The sequence below is a fragment of the Micromonospora sp. NPDC050980 genome (assembly GCF_040653835.1).
Classification (GTDB): Bacteria; Actinomycetota; Actinomycetes; order Mycobacteriales; family Micromonosporaceae; genus Micromonospora.
Genome location: NZ_JBFAGS010000015.1, coordinates 100,865 through 120,098 on the forward strand (window position 1 = coordinate 100,865; position 19,234 = coordinate 120,098).

Consider the following 19,234-nt stretch of genomic DNA (forward strand, 5'->3'; position numbering starts at 1 on the left):
CGGAGCATTCTGTCAGGGCGGGCGGGCCGGCACCCCGGCACCCGCCGGGTCGCCCCGGCTCGGCCGGCAGCAGGTGGTTGAACCGGGCCCCGCCGCCGGCCCGTCGACCCCGCTCGTCCGCCGGTGCACGCGGAACGGGCCGCCGGTCGCCCGGCGGCCCGTTCGTGGGGTGCGGATCAGTAGACGCTCACGCCGTAGACGCTGAGCGGCTCGGTGACCGGCTGGAAGTAGGTGGTGCCGCCGGAGGAGCAGTTGCCGCTGCCGCCGGAGGTGAGGCCGAGCGCGGTGCTGCCGGCGAACAGCGAGCCGCCGCTGTCGCCACCCTCGGCGCAGACGTTGGTGCGGATCAGGCCGGAGACGCTGCCCTCGGCGTAGTTGACCGTCGCGTTGGTGGCCGAGACGGTGCCGCTGCGCAGGCCGGTGGTGCTGCCGGAACGGCGGACCGACTGGCCGACGTAGGCGTTGCCGGCCGAGGTGATGTCCTGGTAGCTGCCGTTGTAGAGGTAGACGTTGCCGGGGTGGGACACGCTGCTGGTGTACCGCACGATGCCGTAGTCGTTGCCCGGGAAGCTGGTGCCGGCCCGGCTGCCCAGCACGGACGACTGGCCGGAGTTCGAGTACCAGGTCGAGCCGAGGTTGGTGCAGTGGCCGGCGGTGAGGAAGTAGTAGGTCGAGCCGCTGCGCACGTTGAAGCCGAGCGAGCAGCGGTAGCCGCCGGTGTAGATGGCCTGGCCGCCGGAGATCCGGGTGGTCAGCGTGCCGGCCTCGGCCTCGATGCGGACCGCGCCACCGGTGCGGGCGGCGGCGGCCTTGACCCGCGCCAGCTTGGCGCCGGTGACGGTGCTGTCGACGGAGACGACGACCTGGTTGGTCGCCGCGTCGGTCCACCAGGCGGTGCCCGGGATCTTGGCGGAACGCTCCAGCTCGCTGGTGGCGGCTCGGAGCTGGTTGGCGCCGCGGGTGACGAGCTTCGGGGTGGCGCCGGCGGCGTGCACCTGGCGGGCGGCCGCGGCGTCGGTCACCGTGACGACCATCTTGCCGCTGGCGTCGGCGTACGTGCCGGCCGCGCGGTCGCCGAGCTTGGCGACGAGGCTGGCGGCGGCGTCGGGTGAGGCGGGCGACGCGGGGGCGGCCTGGGCGGGGGCGCCGAGCAGGGAGCCGGTGACCAGGGTACCGGCCACGGCGACGGCGGCGGCGCGACGGAGCGTGGACCTCGTGGGTCGCATGTAACAACCTCCGAACGGGGGTGAACGGGCGTCGTCATGGGGGGAACGCCCGAGGACAACCCGGGCGACCTGGGGAAACCGTCCGGGCTGACCAAAGTATTCACATATTTAAGATCGTAAGCAAGACACGATTTTGCCCGGATTCACGCCGCCGCCGGATGTAACACCGGAGCAACAAGATCGTCACGAGGTGTCAGAGGCGCCCCTCAGACGTAACGCCACCCGCACCTCGGCGCCGCAGTCGCGGTGCGCCACGGTCAGCGGCGCGCCCTCCGGGTCGGCGAGACATCTGTCGCCCCAGCCGAGCACCGCGACCAGCACCGGCCACAGGTCCCACCCCATTCGGTGAGCCGGTACTCGTGCCGCGCCCGGCGGCCCGGCTCGCGGTACGGCTCCCGGCGCAGCACCCCGCGCTCCACCCGCATCGACAGGCGGTTGGTCAGCACCTGGCGCGGGACGCCGACCCACCTCAACCTGCCTCCTCTTCCCCCTCCCACCCCACCCCTCGGACCCCGCTGATTCACGGAATGAGTGGCCATCGTCCGCCGCACAGCCACTCTTTCCGTGAATCAGCGGGGCCGAAGGGGCGGGGTGCGGGGGCGGGCGGCGCGGGCGGCGCGGCGCTCCTCGAAGCGGGACGCCTGGGTCTCCAGGGTGTCCAGGTGGGCGGCGATCTGGTCGCGGGCGGCCTCGCCGTCGCCGTCCAGGCCGGTCACCTCGAACAGGTTCCACTGGCGCAGCACCGGCATCACCACCTCGTCGCGGTGCTGGCGCAGGTCGTAGATGCCGGCCAGGGCGATCGCCACCGACTTGCGGGCGAAGCCGTCGATGCCCACCCCCGGCATCTGGAAGTCGGCGAGCACGTCCGCCACCGCCCGCATGGCCTGGCTCGGGGCCAGCTCGAACGCCGCCGCGAGCAGGTTGCGGTAGAAGACCATGTGCAGGTTCTCGTCCGCCGCCACCCGGGCCAGCAACGCCTCGCAGGCCGGGTCGCCGGTGGCCCGGCCGGTGTTGCGGTGCGAGATGCGGGTGGCCAGCTCCTGGAACGACACGTACGCCAGCGAGTGCAGCACCTCGTCGTCGTGGACGTTGCGGTAGCCGGCGGACATGTGCACCATCCGGGCCCGCTCCAGGGCCACCGGGTCGACCGCCCGGGTCACCGTCAGGTAGTCCCGGATCGCGGTGCCGTGCCGGCCCTCCTCGGCGGTCCACCGGTGCACCCAGGTGCCCCACGCGCCGTCGCGCCCGAACAGCGTGGCGATCTCGTGGTGGTAGGAGGGCAGGTTGTCCTCGGTGAGCAGGTTGACGATCAGCGCGGTGCGGGCCACCTCGGGAATCGTGGAGTCGGCCGGCGACCAGGCCGTTCCGCCGAGCGGTCCGTCGAACGTGCGCCCGGCGCTCCACGGCACGTACTCGTGCGGGAACCACTCCTTGGCCAGCGACAGGTGCCGGTCGAGGTTCTTCTCGACCACCGGTTCGAGTTCGGTGAGCAGAGCGGTCTGGCTGAGCACGGTCACGACGTTCTCCCTACGGTGGCGTAACTTACGCCACCGTAGGTCGAATCGTCGTCAGACGCCAGTGCCGGCCGGCCCGACCAGGGGCTTCAGGTCCGCCCGGGGCGGGGTCCACTCGCCCGCCGACGCGGGCACCTGCTCCCCCGAGCGGATGTCCTTCACCTCGTCGCCGTCCGCGCCGGGGAACCAGACGTACGGGATGCCCCGCCGCTCGGCGTGGCGGATCTGCTTGCCGAACTTCGCCGCGGACGGCGACACCTCGGTCGGCACCCCCCGCGAGCGCAGCGCCGCCGCGACCGCGTCGCTGGCCGCCCGGTCCTCCTCGGCGGTGACCGCGACCAGCACGCACGTCGGCACCGACCGGGACACCGACAGCGCCTCCGCGCCGAAGAGCAGACCGAGCAACCGGGTCACCCCGATCGAGATGCCCACCCCCGGGAACCGGACGGTGCCGGAGCTGGCCAGGTTGTCGTACCGGCCGCCGGAGCAGATCGAGCCGAACCGCTCGTAGCCGACCATCTGCGTCTCGTAGACCGTGCCGGTGTAGTAGTCCAGCCCGCGGGCGATGCGCAGGTCGGCGACGCAGAGCCCCGGCGAGTGCGCGGCGGTGGTCTCCATCACCGCGGTCAGCTCCGCGATGCCCTCGTCGAGCAGCGGGTCGGTCACCCCGAGGGCGCGCACCGCGTCGGCGAAGGAGGCGTCCGGCGCGGCGATCTCCGCGAGGGCCAGGCACGCCTTGGCCTGCGCCTCGCTCGCCCCGGCGGTGGACGCCAGCAGATCGGCGACGCCCGCCGGGCCGATCCGGTCCAACCGGTCGACGGCGCGCAGCGCCGCCATCGGATCGGCCAGCCCGACGCCCCGGTAGAAACCCTCGCAGATCTTGCGGTTGTTGACCTGGATGCGCACCGGCGGGATCGGCAGCGACCGCAGCGCGTCGCCGATCACCAGCGGCATCTCCGCCTCGTAGTGGGGCGGCAGCGTGTCCCGGTCGACGATGTCGATGTCGGCCTGGAGGAACTCCCGGTAGCGGCCCTCCTGCGGGCGCTCGCCCCGCCACACCTTCTGGATCTGGTAGCGCCGGAACGGGAACTGGAGCTTGCCGGCGTTCTCCAGCACGTAGCGGGCGAACGGCACGGTCAGGTCGAAGTGCAGGCCGAGCGCGTCGTCGCCGGCCGGGCCGTCGGTGTCGGCCTGCAACCGGCGCAGCAGGTAGACCTCCTTCGAGGTCTCCCCCTTGCGCAGCAACTGGTCCACCGGCTCGACCGAGCGGGTCTCCAGCGGCGCGAAGCCGTACAGCTCGAACGTGGCGCGGATCCGGTCCAGCACGAACTGCTCGATCATCCGCTGCGCCGGCGTCCACTCGGGGAAGCCGGAGATGGGCGTGGGCTTGCTCATGGCGTACTCCTTGGGCACCCGCGCGCGGCGCGAGGTGAGGGTCTAGAGGCCTCGGGTGGGCGCGGCCGGGCGCGCGGACCCCGCCACCTCGACGAGGTAGGGGTTGCTCGCGCGCTCGCGGCCGATCGTGGTCTGCGGGCCGTGGCCGGGCAGGACGACGGTGTCGTCGGCCAGCGGGAGGACCTTCTTCCGGAGGCTGGCCAGCATGCGGGGCATGCTGCCGCCCGGCAGGTCGGTGCGGCCGATCGAGCCGGCGAACAGCACGTCACCGGAGAGGCAGATCTCGTCGGCCTCCCAGGGCGAGCCGGCGCCGGGCATCCGGAACAGCACCGACCCGCCGGTATGGCCGGGGGCGTGGTCGACGGTGATCTCCAACCCGGCCAGCGACAGCGTCGCGCCGTCGGTCAGCTCGGCCACGTCGTCCGGCTCGGCGTAGGGCAGCCGCCCGCCGAACAGCGCGGTCAGGTCCATCGAGAGCGCCTTGGCGGGGTCGGCCAGCAGCTCCCGGTCCTCCGGGTGGACGTAGGCCGCGATGCCCCGCGCACCGCAGACCGGCGCGACCGAGAAGGTGTGGTCGAGGTGGCCGTGGGTGAGCAGCACGGCGGCCGGGTGCAGGCGGTGCTCGGCGAGCACCGCGTCGAGCCGGTCGAGCACCCCGATGCCGGGGTCGACCACCACGCACTGCTCACCCGGCCCGGTCGCCACCACATAGCAGTTGGTGCCGAAGGCGTCCGCGGGAAAGCCGGCCACGAGCACGTCCGTCCCCTCTCCGTCCGGTCGTCGTCCTCGTCCAGCAGCCTAGTCGCCCCGGCGAGCGGGATTCGCCCGCACCGACCCACCCGCCCCAACCGGCCCAGTGACAACGTCCGATAAGCGCAGGCGGGACCTCGTACACCACATTCACAGTCGGTACCCGTACACTCTGGCGGGCGTGTGGCGTGGCGCACCCCCCCGACTGCGGTGGCGGGCAGCGCCCGGACGCCGGCGACGATCAGGCAGAGGAAGGGGAGCACCTGTGGCTTCCAGCAGGGACCGGCAGCGCAAACTGGCGCGGGCCAAGCTCGACCGGCAACTCGCCCGGCGGGCCGCGGCCGCGAAGCGTCGCCGGCAGATCCAGGCCGGCGTGGGCGCCGCGGTGGTGCTCGCGCTGATCGTGGCCGGTTCGGCCTGGGCGCTCGGCGCGTTCGACTCGGAGCCGAAGAAGCAGGCCGCCGAGGACACCTGCCTCTGGACGCCGCAGGACGGCGCCGGGAACGCCGACCTCAAGGACATCGGCACCCCCGACACCAAGGACCTGCCCACCTCGGGCACCCGGCCGATGACGATCACCACCAACCAGGGTGCGCCGATCACCGTCGAGCTGGACCTGGCCGCCGCGCCGTGCGGCAGCGCGAGCCTCGCCCACCTGGCGAGCAGGTCGTTCTACGACAACACCACGTGCCATGAGATCACCACCGAGGGCGCGCTGCGCTGCGGCGACCCGAGCGGCACCGGGATCGGCGGCCCGACCTACTCGTTCTACGACGAGAACGTCCCCACCGCGCCCGAGCCCAGCCCGTCGGCCTCGCCGGCGCCGGGCCAGCCGCCGGCGTACCCGAAGGGCACGGTCGCCATGATCGGCAACCCGCCCGGCAGCAACGGCAGCCAGTTCCTGATCTTCTTCAAGGACTTCGACCCGGCCAAGCCGGCCTACAGCGTCGTCGGCAAGGTCAGCGGCGGGATGGACGTGGTGGAGAAGATCGGCGCGCTGCCGACCGTCGACAACGGCGGCGGCGTCAAGGTCAAGCCGAAGACGGACGTGGTGATCCAGAGCCTGACCGTCGGCGAGCCGAACACCGCCCCGGCGGCCAGCCCCAGCGCGGGTTGATCCACCGCTGATCCACCGATGACTCGGCGGCGCCCCACGCCGCCCCCCGATACGCAGCAGGTGAGGAGTGAGCGTGACGTCCACGAGAGACCGCCAGCGGGCGGCGGCGCGGGCCCGGCTCGAACGGGAGATGGCCGAGCGGGCCGGCAAGGCCCGCAAGCGCCGGCAGACGCAGGCGATCGTCGGCGCCGCGGCCGTGCTGGTGCTCGTCGTGGCCGGCACCGTCTGGCTCGCCACGTCGCTCGGCGGCGACGAGGACAAGGAGCAGGCCGGCGCCGGCGCCGGCTTCACCCAGTGCGCCTACACCGAGGTGCCCAAGGAGGGCCGCCCGGCGCAGATCAAGGACGTCGGGCCGCCACCGGCGCAGCAGGCGAACAAGGGCAGCCAGACGATGACGATCGACACCAACCTGGGCCCGATCACCGCGAAGCTCGACCGGGCCGCGGTGCCCTGCACCGCCGGCAGCTTCACCCACCTGGCCAGCAAGGACTTCTTCGACAACACCAAGTGCCACCGGCTCGTCACCGAGGGCATCAAGGTGCTCCAGTGCGGCGACCCGAGCGCTACCGGCAAGGGCTGGCGGGACACCGACGGCACCGGCGGGCCGAGCTACAACCTGGCCGAGGAGAACCTGCCCACCAACAAGCGCCCGCCGTACCCGGAGGGCGTCATCGCGATGGCCAACTCCGGGCAGCCGGGCAGCACCGGCAGCCAGTTCTTCATCGTGTACGGCGACTCCCCGCTCGACCCGAACTACACGGTGCTGGGCACCATCACCGGCGGCATGGACGTGGTGAAGCAGGTCGCCGCGGCCGGTGACGACGGCGCGTTCGCGAACCAGGCCGGCGGCGGTCACCCGAAGAAGGAGATCGTCATCAAGGACATCTCGATGAGCCCGATCGAGGGCTGACCCGGGGTACGAGAAACGCCCGCCGGAGCGACCCGGCGGGCGTTTTCCGTCTGCGCTCAGGCCCCCGAGGTGACCCGGTAGGCGTCGAACACGCCGTCGACCTTACGCACCGCGGCCAGCAGGTGCCCGAGGTGCTTCGGGTCGGCCATCTCGAAGCTGAACCGGCTGACCGCCACCCGGTCCCGCGTGGTGGTCACGGTCGCGGAGAGGATGTTCACCCGCTCCTCGGACAGCATCCGGGTGACGTCGGCGAGCAGCTTGTGCCGGTCGAGCGCCTCCACCTGGATGGCGACCAGGAACGTGGAGGCCGACGTCAGCTTCCAGCTCACCTCGACCACCCGCTCGGGCTGCGCCCGCAGGTCCTCGGCGTTGGCGCAGTCGTCGCGGTGCACGCTGACCCCGCCGGAGCGGGTGACGAAGCCGAACACCGAATCCGGCGGCACCGGCGTGCAGCACCGCGCCAGCTTGATCCAGACGTCGCTGACGCCGCGGACCACCACGCCCGGGTCGGCGCTGCTCTGCCGGCTGCGCGGCGGCCGGGTGGCGACGGCCGTCTCGGCGATGTCCTCCGCCGCGCCCTCCTCGCCGCCGTAGGACGCCATCAGCTTCTGCACCACCGATTGCGCGGAGACCTGACTGTCGCCGACCGCCGCGTAGAGCGACGCCACGTCGGCGAGGTGCAGGTCCCGGGCGATCGCCATCAGCGCGTCCGAGGTGAGCATCCGCTGCAACGGCATGCCCTGCTTGCGCATCGCCTTGACGATCGCGTCCTTGCCGGCCTCGATCGCCTCCTCGCGCCGCTCCTTGTTGAAGTACTGGCGGATCTTCGTCCGGGCCCGGGGGCTCTTGACGAAGCCCAACCAGTCCTGCGTCGGGCCGGCCGTGTCGGACTTCGAGGTGAAGATCTCGATCACGTCGCCGTTGGACAGCGTCGACTCCAGCGGCACCAGCTTGCCGTTGACCCGCGCCCCGATGCACTTGTGCCCGACCTCGGTGTGCACCGCGTAGGCGAAGTCCACCGGCGTCGACCCGGTCGGCAGCGGGATGACGTCACCCTTCGGGGTGAAGACGTACACCTCCTGGCTGGACAGGTCGAAGCGCAGCGCGTCCAGGAACTCGCTCGGGTCGGCCGCCTCCCGCTGCCAGTCCAGCAACTGCCGCAGCCAGGTCATCTCGTCGATGTGCGCCGGCGGGCCCACCACCTGGGTGCCCTTGTGCTCCTTGTACTTCCAGTGCGCGGCGATGCCGAACTCGGCGGTGCGGTGCATCGCGTAGGTGCGGATCTGCATCTCCACCGGCTTGCCGGTGGGCCCGATGACCGTCGTGTGCAACGACTGGTACATGTTGAACTTGGGCATGGCGATGTAGTCCTTGAACCGGCCCGGCACCGGCTGCCAGTTGGCGTGGATGACACCCAACGCCGCGTAGCAGTCGCGCACCGTGTCGACCAGGATCCGCACGCCCACCAGGTCGTAGATGTCGTTGAAGTCGCGCCCGCGCACGATCATCTTCTGGTAGATCGAGTAGAGGTGCTTCGGCCGCCCGGTCGTCTCCGCCTTGATCTTGGCGGCCTTCAGGTCGGTCGACACCTTCTGCGTCACCTGGCGCAGCAGCGCCTCGCGCTGCGGCTGGTGCTCCCCGATCAGCCGGTTGATCTCCTCGAACCGCTTCGGGAACAGCGTGCCGAAGGCCAGATCCTCCAGCTCCCACTTGATCGTGTTCATGCCCAGCCGGTGCGCCAGCGGGGCGAGGATCTCCAGCGTCTCCTTGGCCTTCTGCTCCTGCTTGGGGCGGGGCAGGAAGGTGAGCGTCCGCATGTTGTGCAGCCGGTCAGCCAGCTTGATCACCAGGACCCGGGGATCCTTGGCCATCGCCACGACCATCTTGCGGATGGTCTCCGCCTTGGCCGCGTCGCCCAGCTTTACCTTGTCGAGCTTGGTCACGCCGTCGACCAGCAACGCGACCTCACCACCGAAGTCGGCGCGCATCGCGTCGAGCGTGTATTCGGTGTCCTCGATGGTGTCGTGCAGCAGCGCCGCCACCAGCGTGGTGGTGTCCATGCCCAGGTTGCCCAGGATGGTCGCCACGGCCAGGGGGTGGGTGATGTAGGGATCGCCGGACTTGCGGTATTGCCCCGAGTGCCAGCGCGCGGCGGTGTCGAAGGCGCGTTGCAGCAGCCGGGCGTCGGCCTTGGGATGGGCGTCCCGGTGGGCGGAGATCAGCGGCTCCAGCACCTCGCTGACCTGGGAGGTCTGCCAGGGCGCGTTGAACCGGGCCAGCCGGGCCCGCACCCGCCGGCCGGTGGGCGCGTTGGAGAGGGCGAAACCGCCGCTGGAGGTGGGGTCACCGTCGGTCGGGAACGGCACCACCACCGCGCTGCCGTCGGCCGTCGCGTCCGGCGTGCCGTCGGTGGCGCCGGTCGCCCGGGCCGGCGGATTCCCGCCGCGCTCGGTCACCGAGCCGTCCGCGTCGCCTGTCGGGTGCACCGTGCCCTCCACCGGAGGGACGACATCGTGGGACACCGGCCTCCTCACCGTTCGCCGGGATGCGCCGGCCGTCCGGCCGACGTCTGGTCCAACCGACCCGAGGGCCGGTGTTGTTCCGTGCCGGTCACCGGGGGCTGCGCCCCGGCGGCTCCGCCGCCTGCGGACGGTCCCCCGCCCGGTCAGGCAAAGGGCAATGCTACCCGTACGCAGGGTACGCCACCTCTCCCCCGGACGGTCCGTGCCGACGGACCCGACCGGGGGCCGGCGTCAAACGGTCAACAGGGCATGGACCGGACGCGGGGCGAGGCGCTGGCGGCCGTTGAGGAAGCCCAGCTCCAGCAGGACGGTGAACCCGGACACCGTGCCGCCGGCCCGCTCCACCAGATCGAGCGTGGCCTCCGCGGTGCCGCCGGTGGCGAGCACGTCGTCGAGCACCAGCACCCGGTGGCCGGCGGTGAACGCGTCCTGGTGCACCTCCAGCGTCGCCTCGCCGTATTCCAACGCGTAGGAGGCCGAGTGGGTCGCCCGGGGAAGCTTGCCGGCCTTGCGCACCGGCACCACGCCGACACCGGTGGCGTAGGCCACGGCCGCCGCCAGCACGAACCCGCGCGCCTCGATGCCGGCGACCACGTCGAAGGACTCGGGACCGTGGTAGGCGATGATCCCGTCGATCACCTCACGGAACGCGACCCCGTCGGCGAAGAGCGGCATCAGGTCCTTGAAGACGACCCCCGGCTGGGGGAAGTCCGGCACGTCCAACGACCGGCTGGCCACGAGCTGGGCGACCTCCGGGCCGCTGTCTCCCCGCACGCCGGTGGTGTGGGTCTCCGTCACGATGCGTCCCATGTCCTCTCGAAACGACGGCGGCGTCCGTCATGCCGCGGCAACAGCATGACGGACGCCGCCGGTGTCGATTCCGTCCGGGTCAGCGGCGCTTCGCGCCGCCCGGCCGGTTGCCTCCACCGGGACGGCCGCCCCGGGCGCCGCTGGGGCGCTTGCCGGTCGGCCGGGCGCCGACCTTCGGGGCGGCGCCGGCGAGCGCCGCGTCCGGGTCGACCGGCTGGTCGCCGCTCGGCGCGGGCCGCGGCGCGCCCTTCGGGGTGACCTCGCCCCGGGCCATGGCCGCCCGGCGGGAGTGCACCCGCTTGTTGTGCGCGCTGATCCGCGGGTCCTGGTTCTTCAGCAGCACCAGCAGCGGGGTGGCCAGCAGGATCGAGGTCAGGAACGCCACCGCCATGCCGACGAAGAGCACCAGGCCGAGGTCCTTCAGGGTGCCCGCGCCGAGCAGCCCGGCACCGATGAAGAGCAGGCCGCCGACCGGCAGCAGCGCCACCACCGAGGTGTTCAACGAGCGCATGAGGCTCTGGTTGAGCGCCAGGTTGGCCGCCTCGCCGTAGGTCTGGTTGTTGTTCGCGGTGATGCCGCGCGTGTTCTCCTGCACCTTGTCGAAGACCACCACCACGTCGTAGAGCGCGAAGCCCAGGATGGTGAGGAAGCCGATGACCGTCGACGGGGTGACCTCGAAGCCGACGAGCGAGTAGATGCCGGCGGTGAGGACCAGGTTGGTCAGCAGCGAGGCGATCGCGGCGACCGCCATCCGCCACTCGAAGCGCAACACCAGGTAGACCGACACCACCGCGATGAAGATCACCAGACCGAGCAGCGCGCGGGAGGTGACCTGGCTGCCCCACGCCTCGGAGACCTGGTTGCCGCTGATCTGGTCGGGCTGGATGCCGAACTCCTGCGCCATCGCGGTCTTGGCCGCGTTGGCCTGCTCCTGGCTGAGCTGCCCGGTGCGCATCTCGTAGGTCTCGCCGCCGGCCCCGCCGACCTTCTGCGCGGTGACCACCTCGACGCCCGGGGCCTCCTTGGCCAGCACGCCGTCGATGGTGCGCTCGGCCTCGTCGAGCGTGCCGACGCTGGCCGGCACCTGGAACGAGTTGCCGCCGGCGAACTCGATGCCGAGCTTGAAGCCGCTGAACGCGAAGCTCAGGACCGCGATCAGCACCAGCACGCCGGCCACGCCGAACCACAGCTTGCGCTTGCCGACGATGTTGAGATCGGCCTCGCCCCGGTAGAGCCGGGCGGCCAGACCATTCTTCGCCATCTCAGGCCTCCTTGACGCGCGGGTTGCGGGCGGTGCCCGACTCGGCCGAGCGGGCCGGCAGCGCCCGGCCCAGACCGCTGACCCGCGGGGACAGGAACGCCCGGGTGCGGGCGAACATCGTCATGATCGGGTGGCGGAAGAGGAACACGACGACCAGGTCCAGCACGGTCGCCAGGCCGAGCGCGAAGGCGAAGCCCTTCACCGCGCCGACCGAGACGATGTAGAGCACCACCGCCGACATCAGCGTGATGGCGTTGGCCGAGATGATCGTGCGGCGGGCCCGGATCCAGGCCCGCGGCACCGCGCTGCGCGGGCTGCGGCCTTCCCGGATCTCGTCCTTCAGTCGCTCGAAGTAGATGACGAACGAGTCCGCCGCCACACCGAGCGAGACGATCATGCCGGCGATGCCGGCGAGCGTGAGCGTGAAGCCGATCGACCGGCCCAGCACCACCAGCGCGCCGAAGACCAGCAGCGCGGAGAGCACCAGGCTGAGGAAGATGACGGAGCCGAGCAGGCGGTAGTAGAAGAACGAGTAGATGATGACCAGCAGCATGCCGATGCCGGCCGCCAGCAGACCCGCCCTCAGGTGGCTGTCGCCGAGCGTCGCGGTGACGTTCTGGCTCTCCTGCGGCTCGAACGTGACCGGCAGCGCACCGTAGCGGAGCTGGCTGGCCAGCGCGTTCGCCGACTTGTTGTCGAAGCTGCCGGTGATCTGCGAGTCACCGGTGAGCACGCCCTGGATCTCCGGGGAGGAGACGATCTCGTTGTCCAGCACCACGGCGACCCGGCACTTGCCGTCCTGGCCGAGCGCGGTCTGGTCGCAGGCCTGGCCCTCGTTGTTGAACGCCTCGCGGGTCAGCGCGGTCCACTTCTCCTGGCCGTCGCCCTTGAAGGTGAGGCTGACCACCCAGGAGCTGGTCTGGTCGAGCTGGGCGGAGGCGTTCTTGACGTCGGTGCCCTCGACCTTGGCCACGTCGAGCAGGTATTTCGCCCCGGACTCGCAGGCCACCGCCTTCTGCTTCGGGTCGTTGATCGAGCCGGCCGGGCGCTTGTCGAGCTGGGCGCAGGTGATGGTGGGAACGTTGAACTGCATCTCCACCGGCAGCACGGCGATCTCCTGCGGGGAGAGCGTGCCGAACGGCTTGAGCTTGTCGGCCAGCGACGGGTCGGCGGTGAGGTCGGCCGGGGCCTGGAGCCCCGAGGCGGCGGCCCAGGCGGCGGCGCCCACCTTCTGCTGCACGGCCTGACGCTGCTGCTCGATGCTCTGCGGCACCGGCGCGGCGCTGGCGCTCGGGCTCGGCGCGGCAGCGCTCGGCGAAGCCGACGGGGTCGGCGTGGCGCTGGCGCTCGGGGCCGGGGCCATCCCGCCCTGCCCGCCGGCGCTCGGCGACGCGGTGACCTTGGCGCTCGCGCTCGGCTTCGGCGACGCGCTGCCCGAGGGCTTCGGGGTGGCGCTGCCGGACGGCGTGGCGCTGGGGCTCGGCGCCGGCGCGGCGGCGGCGCCGCTGCCGTCGGTGGCCCTGAGCACCTTGCGGAAGCGCAGCTCGGCGGCGCTGCCCACGTCGGTCAGGTCACGGTTCTCGCCGGGCAGGGAGATGACGATGTTGCGGTTGCCCTCGGTGACCACCTCGGCCTCGGCCACGCCGTAGGCGTTGACCCGGCTCTCGATGATCTGACGTGCCTCTTCGAGGTTCTCGGCGGTCGGCGGCTTGCCGTCGACCGTGTTGGTGGCCTCGAGCGTCAGCCGGGTGCCGCCGATGAGGTCCAGGCCGAGCCGGGGCTCCAGCCGGTCCTTCCAGCCACCGCTGGCGCCGCCCGAGAAGAACACCAAAAGATAGAGGACGACGAAGATGAACCCGAGCACGGCGAGCTGCCGTCCGGGGCGCATCTGTCCCTGAGGTGGTGCCACGGCTGTCCTGTCTCCCTGTACGGTCGCGCCGTTTCCACGGCGGCGACAACTGTCGGGCCGGGGGTGTCCGCCCGACTGCTCCGGCGGGCCGGCCCCGCTCACCGGCACGCCGACCCGGGCGCGACGCGGGGGCGTCGCGCGGGCCTGGCCGCGTGCCGGCGTCGGACGCCGACCCAACTATCCACTTGTGGAGGTGTTCCCGCTGCCCCGTCCGAGGGCGGACGGTCACTCCTTGACCGACTCGGCTTCCTCGCTGATGGTCTCCGCCTCGGGCGCCTCGGCCCGCTTGACCACCCGGGCCACAGCGGGACGCGCGTACCGGGTCTGCACGCCCGGGGCCACCTCGAGCAGGACCGTGTCGTCCTCGACCACGGTGACCGTGCCGTGCAGGCCGCCGATGGTGACCACCTCGTCGCCGGGGGCGAGGGCGGACTGCATCTGCTCCGCTTCGCGGCGGCGCTTCTGCTGCGGACGGATCATCATGAAGTACATGACGACGAAGAGCAGAGCGATCATGAGGATCGGCGTCAGACCGCCGGCTCCCCCGCCACTCGCTGCTGCGTAAAGCACGGTGTCGACCTTCCGGTTGGCCTCCGTCGGCCCCGGGGGCGCCGCAGCGGAGGCGGATTCTCACGTCCTGTAGAGACCGCGGCGAAGTCTAGTCCCTGCTCCTGGAAAGACCGAATGCGGCACAGATCACGAACGGATCACGGCCCATCGGTAGACGTCGAGAACAGATCGGGCTCCGGCGGGGTGTCCGCACCAAATGTACCATTCGGTGGCTTACGGCCCAGATGGTGCCAGGCGGCCCCGGTGGCCACCCGCCCCCGGGGCGTACGCGCCAGCAGGCCGGCCCGGACCAGGAACGGCTCGCAGACCTCCTCGACCGTGTCCGGCTGCTCCCCCACCGCCACCGCGAGCGTCGAGACGCCGACCGGGCCACCCCGGAACGAGTCGACGAGCGCGGTGAGCACCGCCCGGTCCAGCCGGTCCAGGCCGAGCGCGTCGACGTCGTAGACGGTGAGCGCGGCACGGGCGGTCTCCAGGTTGACCACCCCGTCGGCACGCACCTCGGCGTAGTCGCGGACCCGGCGCAGCAGCCGGTTGGCGATCCGGGGCGTGCCGCGGGAGCGGCCGGCGACCTCCGCCGCGCCCTCCGGCGTGATCGGCACGCCGAGGATCCGGGCGGAGCGGTGCAGCAGCGTCTCCAGGTCGGCCGGGGAGTAGAAGTCGAGGTGCGCGACGAAACCGAACCGGTCACGCATCGGCCCGGTCAGCAGGCCGGAGCGGGTGGTGGCGCCGACAAGCGTGAACGGCTCCACGTCGAGCGGGATGGCGGTCGCGCCCGGGCCCTTGCCCACCACCACGTCGACCCGGAAGTCCTCCATGGCGCTGTAGAGCAGCTCCTCGGCCGGCTTGGCGATCCGGTGGATCTCGTCGATGAAGAGCACGTCGCCCTCGGCCAGGCTGGTCAGGATCGCGGCCAGGTCGCCGGAGCGCTCGATGGCCGGCCCGCTGGTCACCCGGATCCCGGTGCCCAGCTCCGCCGCGACGATGTTGGCCAGGCTGGTCTTGCCCAACCCGGGCGGACCCGACAGGAGGATGTGGTCCGGCGGCGAGCCGCGCCGCATCGCGCCCTGCAACAGCAGGTCGAGCTGGTCGCGGACCCGGTCCTGGGCGATGAACTCGGCGAGCCGCTTCGGCCGGACGGTGGCCTCCGCGTCCAGCTCGGTGTCGCTGACGTACGCCGAGACCAGGTTGTCGTTGCTCATCGGCGGGCCGTCATCGGGTGCGGCCCAGGAGGCGGATCGCCTGCTTGAGCAGGACCGGCACCGGCGGGGTGTCGCCGTCCACGGTCTCGGCGACCGCGACCACCGCCTGCTCCGCCTGGGCGGTCGACCAGCCGAGCCCGACCAGGGCCTGGCGCACCTGCTCCGGCCAGGCGCCGGCGGTCACCCCGGCCGCGCCGTCCGGACCGATCGGCACCGGCCCGACCCGGTCGCGCAACTCCAGCACGAGCCGCTCGGCGCCCTTCCTGCCGATGCCCGGCACCCGGGTCAGCGCGGCGGTGTCGGCGTTGGCGATGGCCTTGCGGACGGCGTCCGGGGTGTGCACGGCGAGCACCGCCTGGGCCAGTCGGGGGCCGACCCCGCTGGCGGTCTGGAGCAGTTCGAAGAGCTGCTTGGCGTCGTCGTCGGCGAAGCCGTAGAGGGTGAGCGAGTCCTCCCGGACCACCAGGCTGGTGGCGAGCCGGGCCGGCTGGCCGACCCGCAGGTCGGCGAGGGTGCCGGGGGCGCACTGCACGGCCAGGCCGATGCCGCCCACCTCCACCACGGCGTGGTCCGGACCGGTCGCGGTCACCGTGCCGCGCACACTCGCGATCATCGTCGCGCCCCTCCTCGTCGGGCCTGGTCGGCAGCGTCGGCCAGTCTGGACCGGGTGCCGCCGCGCCAGACGTGACAGATGGCCAGCGCCAGCGCGTCGGCGGCGTCGGCCGGCTTCGGCGGCTCCGCCAGCCGCAACAGCCGGGTGACCATGGTGGTCATCTGCTTCTTGTCCGCCTGACCGGAACCGGTCACCGCCGCCTTCACCTCACTCGGCGTGTAGGTCGTCACCGGCAGCCCGACGCGCGCGCCGGCCAGCACCGCCACGCCGCTGGCCTGCGCGGTGCCCATCACGGTACGCACGTTGTGCTGGCTGAACACGCGCTCCACCGCCACCGCGTCCGGCCGGTGCTCGGCGACCAGGCCGGCCAGTGACCGGTCCAGGTGCAGCAGGCGCAGCGGCAGCTCGTCGGCGGGATCGGTGTAGATCACGTAGTAGGCGACGAGGGTGCAGGGGCGGCCCGGCACCCCCTCGACCACGCCGACCCCGCACCGGGTCAGGCCCGGATCGACGCCCAGCACGCGCACGCCGCCTCCTCCCCGAGCCGCCAGCAGTACGTGTGTTCGACACACCCTACTGGTGCGCTCCGCCGCCCGGACGGGCGGACACGCCGGGGACGATCGGCGCGGCACGCACCACACACTGAAACGGTCGAGTATGTGTCGCCGCCCCATGTGCCCGGGGCCACACGCCTCGTAACTTCTGCGCCATGACGGCAGAACCCGTGGCGGTCCCCCACGTCGTACACGTCGACCTCTCCGGTCGCAACGCCCTGGTGACCGGTGGTGGCAGCGGCATCGGACGGGCCTGCGCCCTGCGCCTGGCGGCGGCCGGGGCGGCGGTGGTGGTGCTGGACCGCAACGTGGAGGCGGCGAAGGCCGTGGCCGCCGAGGCCGGCGGCCGGGCCGAGGGGATCGACCTGGCCGACCCGGAGGCGGTGGACCGGCTCGACGTCGACGCCGACATCGTGGTGAACAACGCCGGGTTGCAGCACGTCGCGCCGGTGCAGGACTTCCCGGTCGAGCGCTTCGAGTACATCCAGCGGGTGATGGTGGAGGCGCCGTTCCTGCTGATCCGCCGGGCACTGCCCCGGATGTACGCGCACGGCTGGGGCCGGATCGTCAACATCTCCTCGGTGCACGGGCTGCGCGCCTCACCGTTCAAGGCGGCGTACGTCTCGGCGAAGCACGCGCTGGAAGGGCTGTCGAAGGTGGTGGCGCTGGAGGGCGCCGCGCACGGCGTGACGGCCAACTGCATCAACCCGGCGTACGTGCGGACCGCGCTGGTGGAGAGCCAGATCGCCGACCAGGCGGCCAGCCACGGCATCGGCGAGGACGAGGTGGTGGAGAAGATCATGCTGGCCCGGGCGGCGATCAAACGGCTGATCGAGCCGGAGGAGGTGGCCGAGCTGGTGGCGTACCTGTGCGCTCCCCCGGCCGCGTTCCTCACCGGCGCCTCGATCGCCCTCGACGGGGGCTGGACGGCCAACTAGTGGCACCGCGCACAATGTCGGTCATGTCGTCGCCGGTGGAGTTCCTGGAGCTGCTGGCGCGCGAGGCCGCCGCCGTCGAGTTCGAGGGCCCGCTGGTCGCCGCGCGCGCCGCCGGCCTGCCCGCCGACCGGCTGGCCGAGCTGGAGCAGGCGAAGGTGGTGGCGCTGCGGGTCCGGGCGTTGCTGGAGCGCCGGCGTCGCCGGGAGACCGAGCTGTCCGGTCTCTACGACACCGCGAGCGACCTGGCCGGGCTGCGTGACCTGGACGACGTGCTGCGGGCGATCGTGCACCGGGCGCGGATCCTGCTCGGCACCGACGTGGCCTACATGACGCTCAACGACGACGAGCGCGGCGACACCTACATGCGGGTCACCGACGGGTCGATCTCGGCCCGGTTCCAGCGGCTACGGCTGGAGATGGGCGACGGCCTGGGCGGCCTCGTGGCGCAGACCGGCACCCCGTACGTCACCTCGAACTACCAGGAGGACGACCGCTTCAAGCACACCGGGGAGATCGACGGCGGGGTGGGCGAGGAGGGCCTGGTGGCCATCCTCGGCGTGCCGCTGCGGCTGGGCTCCAGCGTGATCGGCGTGCTCTACGCGGCCAACCGCTCGGCCCGCCCGTTCGCCCGGGAGGAGGTGTCGCTGCTGGTCTCGCTGGGCGCGCACGCGGCGGTGGCGATCGACACCGCCCGGCTGCTGGCCGAGACCCGCTCGGCGCTGGCGGAGCTGTCGGCGGCGAACAGCACCATCCGGGCGCACAGCAGCTCGGTGGAGCGGGCCGCCGCCGCGCACGACCGGATGACGGCGCTCGTGGTGCGCGGCGGCGGGATGCAGGACGTGGCGGCGGCGGTGACCGAGGTGCTCGGCGGGGCGCTGCTGGCGCTGGACGCCGAGGGCCGCCGGCTGGCCCGGGTCGGCGAGATCGAGGAACCGGACCGGGCGGACATCGTGGAGGCGGTCGCCGCGTCGCGGACCGAGGGGCGCAGCGTGCGTCGCGGTCCGCTCTGGTACGCGGCCGTGGTGGCCGGCGCGGAGAACCTGGGCGCGCTGGTGCTGCGCCCGGACGACGAGCTGGTCGACGCCGACCAGCGAATCCTGGAGCGGGCGGCGCTGGTGACCGCGCTGCTGCTGCTGTTCCGCCGGACGGTCGCCGAGGCGGAGGGCCGGGTCCGGGGCGAGCTGCTCGACGACCTGATCGCCCGGCCCTTGCGCGACACCGACGCGTTGCGTGGCCGGGCCCGCCGGATCGCTGTGGACCTGGACGCCCCGCACGTGCTGGTGGCGGTCGGCGACGACGCGTTCGCCGAGACCGGCTCGGCCCGGCAGCGGGTCCTGTCCTGGGCCACCACGTACGCGTCGACCCGGGGCGGGTTGGCCGCGGCGCGCGACGGGCGGGTGGTGCTGATGCTGCCCGGCCGGGACGCCGGTCAGGCGGCCCGGGCGGTGGCCCGGGACCTGTCCCGGGTGACCGGCCGGCCGGTGACCGCCGGCGCGAGCGGGCCGTCGACCGGCCCGGCGTCGCTGGCGGTCACGTTCGCCGAGGCGGAGCGCTGTCTGACCGCGCTGGGCGCGCTCGGCCGGGCCGGGCAGGGGGCGAGCACCGCGGAGCTGGGCTTCGTCGGGCTGTTGCTGGGCGCGGTCGGCGATGCCGGCGACCGGGACGTGAGCGGGTTCCTCACCGCCACGGTGGGGCCGGTGGTCGACTACGACGCGCGGCGGGGCACCGCGTTGGTGAAGACGCTTGAGGCGTACTTCGGGGTGGGCGGCAGTCTGGCCCGGGCGGCCGAGTTGCTGCACGTGCACGTGAACACCGTGACCCAGCGGCTGGAGCGGGTCGGTCAGCTGCTCGGTGCCGACTGGCAGAAGCCGGAGCGGGCGCTGGAGGTGCAGCTCGCGCTGCGCCTGCACCGACTGCGCAGGCCCTCCGCCTGACCCGGCCGG

The 19,234-nt window shown here is 72.5% G+C and carries 16 protein-coding genes and 1 pseudogene; 4 read left to right on the forward strand and 13 right to left on the reverse strand.

All coding sequences use genetic code 11. From position 1 onward, the window contains the following. Window positions 1–176: 176 nt before the first annotated feature. The 5 genes and pseudogenes from AB0H28_RS21790 to AB0H28_RS21810 form a co-directional block, all read right to left on the reverse strand. Window positions 177–1,226, reverse strand: a complete 1,050-nt coding sequence (locus tag AB0H28_RS21790) for a S1 family peptidase (RefSeq protein ID WP_358042983.1) — start codon at window positions 1,224–1,226, stop codon at window positions 177–179. A gap of 210 nt (window positions 1,227–1,436) precedes the next feature. Further along, window positions 1,437–1,702, reverse strand: a pseudogene (locus AB0H28_RS21795) (winged helix-turn-helix transcriptional regulator); the annotation flags it as partial. 93 nt (window positions 1,703–1,795) lie between these two features. Continuing rightward, entirely contained in the window at window positions 1,796–2,743 is a 948-nt protein-coding gene (locus AB0H28_RS21800; protein ID WP_358042986.1) for an acyl-ACP desaturase, read from the reverse strand. A gap of 51 nt (window positions 2,744–2,794) precedes the next feature. Beyond that, window positions 2,795–4,135, reverse strand: a complete 1,341-nt coding sequence (gene hisS, locus AB0H28_RS21805; protein WP_358042989.1) for a histidine--tRNA ligase — start codon at window positions 4,133–4,135, stop codon at window positions 2,795–2,797. 42 nt (window positions 4,136–4,177) lie between these two features. Next, window positions 4,178–4,891, reverse strand: a complete 714-nt coding sequence (locus tag AB0H28_RS21810; RefSeq protein WP_358042991.1) for an MBL fold metallo-hydrolase — start codon at window positions 4,889–4,891, stop codon at window positions 4,178–4,180. Window positions 4,892–5,150: 259 nt separating this feature from the next. Between AB0H28_RS21810 and AB0H28_RS21815 the strand changes: the two genes are divergently transcribed. Continuing rightward, window positions 5,151–6,002 carry a peptidylprolyl isomerase gene (locus tag AB0H28_RS21815; protein WP_358042994.1) on the forward strand — a complete coding sequence of 284 codons (852 nt, stop codon included), beginning with the start codon at window positions 5,151–5,153 and terminating at the stop codon, window positions 6,000–6,002. Between the two features lie 73 nt (window positions 6,003–6,075). Next, complete coding sequence (locus AB0H28_RS21820; RefSeq protein ID WP_358042997.1) at window positions 6,076–6,912, forward strand: peptidylprolyl isomerase; 837 nt, start codon at window positions 6,076–6,078, stop codon at window positions 6,910–6,912. A gap of 56 nt (window positions 6,913–6,968) precedes the next feature. Here the strand turns inward: AB0H28_RS21820 and AB0H28_RS21825 are convergent, their stop codons facing one another. From AB0H28_RS21825 to ruvC, 8 genes are all read right to left on the reverse strand, one after another. Continuing rightward, window positions 6,969–9,410, reverse strand: coding sequence for a bifunctional (p)ppGpp synthetase/guanosine-3',5'-bis(diphosphate) 3'-pyrophosphohydrolase (locus AB0H28_RS21825; protein ID WP_358043113.1), 2,442 nt, complete (start codon window positions 9,408–9,410; stop codon window positions 6,969–6,971). A 255-nt stretch (window positions 9,411–9,665) separates the two neighbouring features. Beyond that, window positions 9,666–10,232 carry an adenine phosphoribosyltransferase gene (locus AB0H28_RS21830; protein WP_358042999.1) on the reverse strand — a complete coding sequence of 189 codons (567 nt, stop codon included), beginning with the start codon at window positions 10,230–10,232 and terminating at the stop codon, window positions 9,666–9,668. Between the two features lie 91 nt (window positions 10,233–10,323). Further along, complete coding sequence (gene secF, locus AB0H28_RS21835) at window positions 10,324–11,505, reverse strand: protein translocase subunit SecF (RefSeq protein ID WP_358043002.1); 1,182 nt, start codon at window positions 11,503–11,505, stop codon at window positions 10,324–10,326. 1 nt (window position 11,506) lies between these two features. Continuing rightward, window positions 11,507–13,414 (reverse strand): protein translocase subunit SecD, encoded by a 1,908-nt coding sequence (gene secD / locus AB0H28_RS21840; RefSeq protein WP_358043005.1) that lies wholly within the window; start codon window positions 13,412–13,414, stop codon window positions 11,507–11,509. A gap of 225 nt (window positions 13,415–13,639) precedes the next feature. Then, window positions 13,640–13,984, reverse strand: coding sequence for a preprotein translocase subunit YajC (gene yajC, locus AB0H28_RS21845; protein WP_091067253.1), 345 nt, complete (start codon window positions 13,982–13,984; stop codon window positions 13,640–13,642). A 137-nt stretch (window positions 13,985–14,121) separates the two neighbouring features. Then, window positions 14,122–15,186 (reverse strand): Holliday junction branch migration DNA helicase RuvB, encoded by a 1,065-nt coding sequence (ruvB, locus tag AB0H28_RS21850; RefSeq protein ID WP_358043008.1) that lies wholly within the window; start codon window positions 15,184–15,186, stop codon window positions 14,122–14,124. 10 nt (window positions 15,187–15,196) lie between these two features. Beyond that, window positions 15,197–15,799 carry a Holliday junction branch migration protein RuvA gene (gene ruvA, locus AB0H28_RS21855; RefSeq protein WP_358043011.1) on the reverse strand — a complete coding sequence of 201 codons (603 nt, stop codon included), beginning with the start codon at window positions 15,797–15,799 and terminating at the stop codon, window positions 15,197–15,199. Continuing rightward, window positions 15,796–16,326 (reverse strand): crossover junction endodeoxyribonuclease RuvC, encoded by a 531-nt coding sequence (gene ruvC / locus AB0H28_RS21860; protein ID WP_358043014.1) that lies wholly within the window; start codon window positions 16,324–16,326, stop codon window positions 15,796–15,798. The genes ruvA and ruvC overlap by 4 nt, the downstream gene beginning before the upstream one ends. Before the next feature lie 182 nt (window positions 16,327–16,508). Between ruvC and AB0H28_RS21865 the strand changes: the two genes are divergently transcribed. Together AB0H28_RS21865 and AB0H28_RS21870 are read left to right on the forward strand one after the other, a co-directional pair. After that, complete coding sequence (locus tag AB0H28_RS21865) at window positions 16,509–17,291, forward strand: 3-hydroxybutyrate dehydrogenase (RefSeq protein ID WP_358043017.1); 783 nt, start codon at window positions 16,509–16,511, stop codon at window positions 17,289–17,291. Between the two features lie 14 nt (window positions 17,292–17,305). Beyond that, window positions 17,306–19,225 (forward strand): helix-turn-helix domain-containing protein, encoded by a 1,920-nt coding sequence (locus AB0H28_RS21870; protein ID WP_358043116.1) that lies wholly within the window; start codon window positions 17,306–17,308, stop codon window positions 19,223–19,225. Window positions 19,226–19,234 lie beyond the last annotated feature (9 nt).

Coding starts and splice junctions, on each gene's coding strand:
- hisS (WP_358042989.1), bottom strand. CDS start 4,135: ATGAGCAAGCCCACGCCCATCTCCGGCTTCCCCGAGTGGACGCCGGCG.
- secF (WP_358043002.1), bottom strand. CDS start 11,505: ATGGCGAAGAATGGTCTGGCCGCCCGGCTCTACCGGGGCGAGGCCGAT.
- AB0H28_RS21790 (WP_358042983.1), bottom strand. CDS start 1,226: ATGCGACCCACGAGGTCCACGCTCCGTCGCGCCGCCGCCGTCGCCGTG.
- ruvB (WP_358043008.1), bottom strand. CDS start 15,186: ATGAGCAACGACAACCTGGTCTCGGCGTACGTCAGCGACACCGAGCTG.
- ruvA (WP_358043011.1), bottom strand. CDS start 15,799: ATGATCGCGAGTGTGCGCGGCACGGTGACCGCGACCGGTCCGGACCAC.
- AB0H28_RS21865 (WP_358043017.1), top strand. CDS start 16,509: ATGACGGCAGAACCCGTGGCGGTCCCCCACGTCGTACACGTCGACCTC.
- AB0H28_RS21870 (WP_358043116.1), top strand. CDS start 17,306: ATGTCGGTCATGTCGTCGCCGGTGGAGTTCCTGGAGCTGCTGGCGCGC.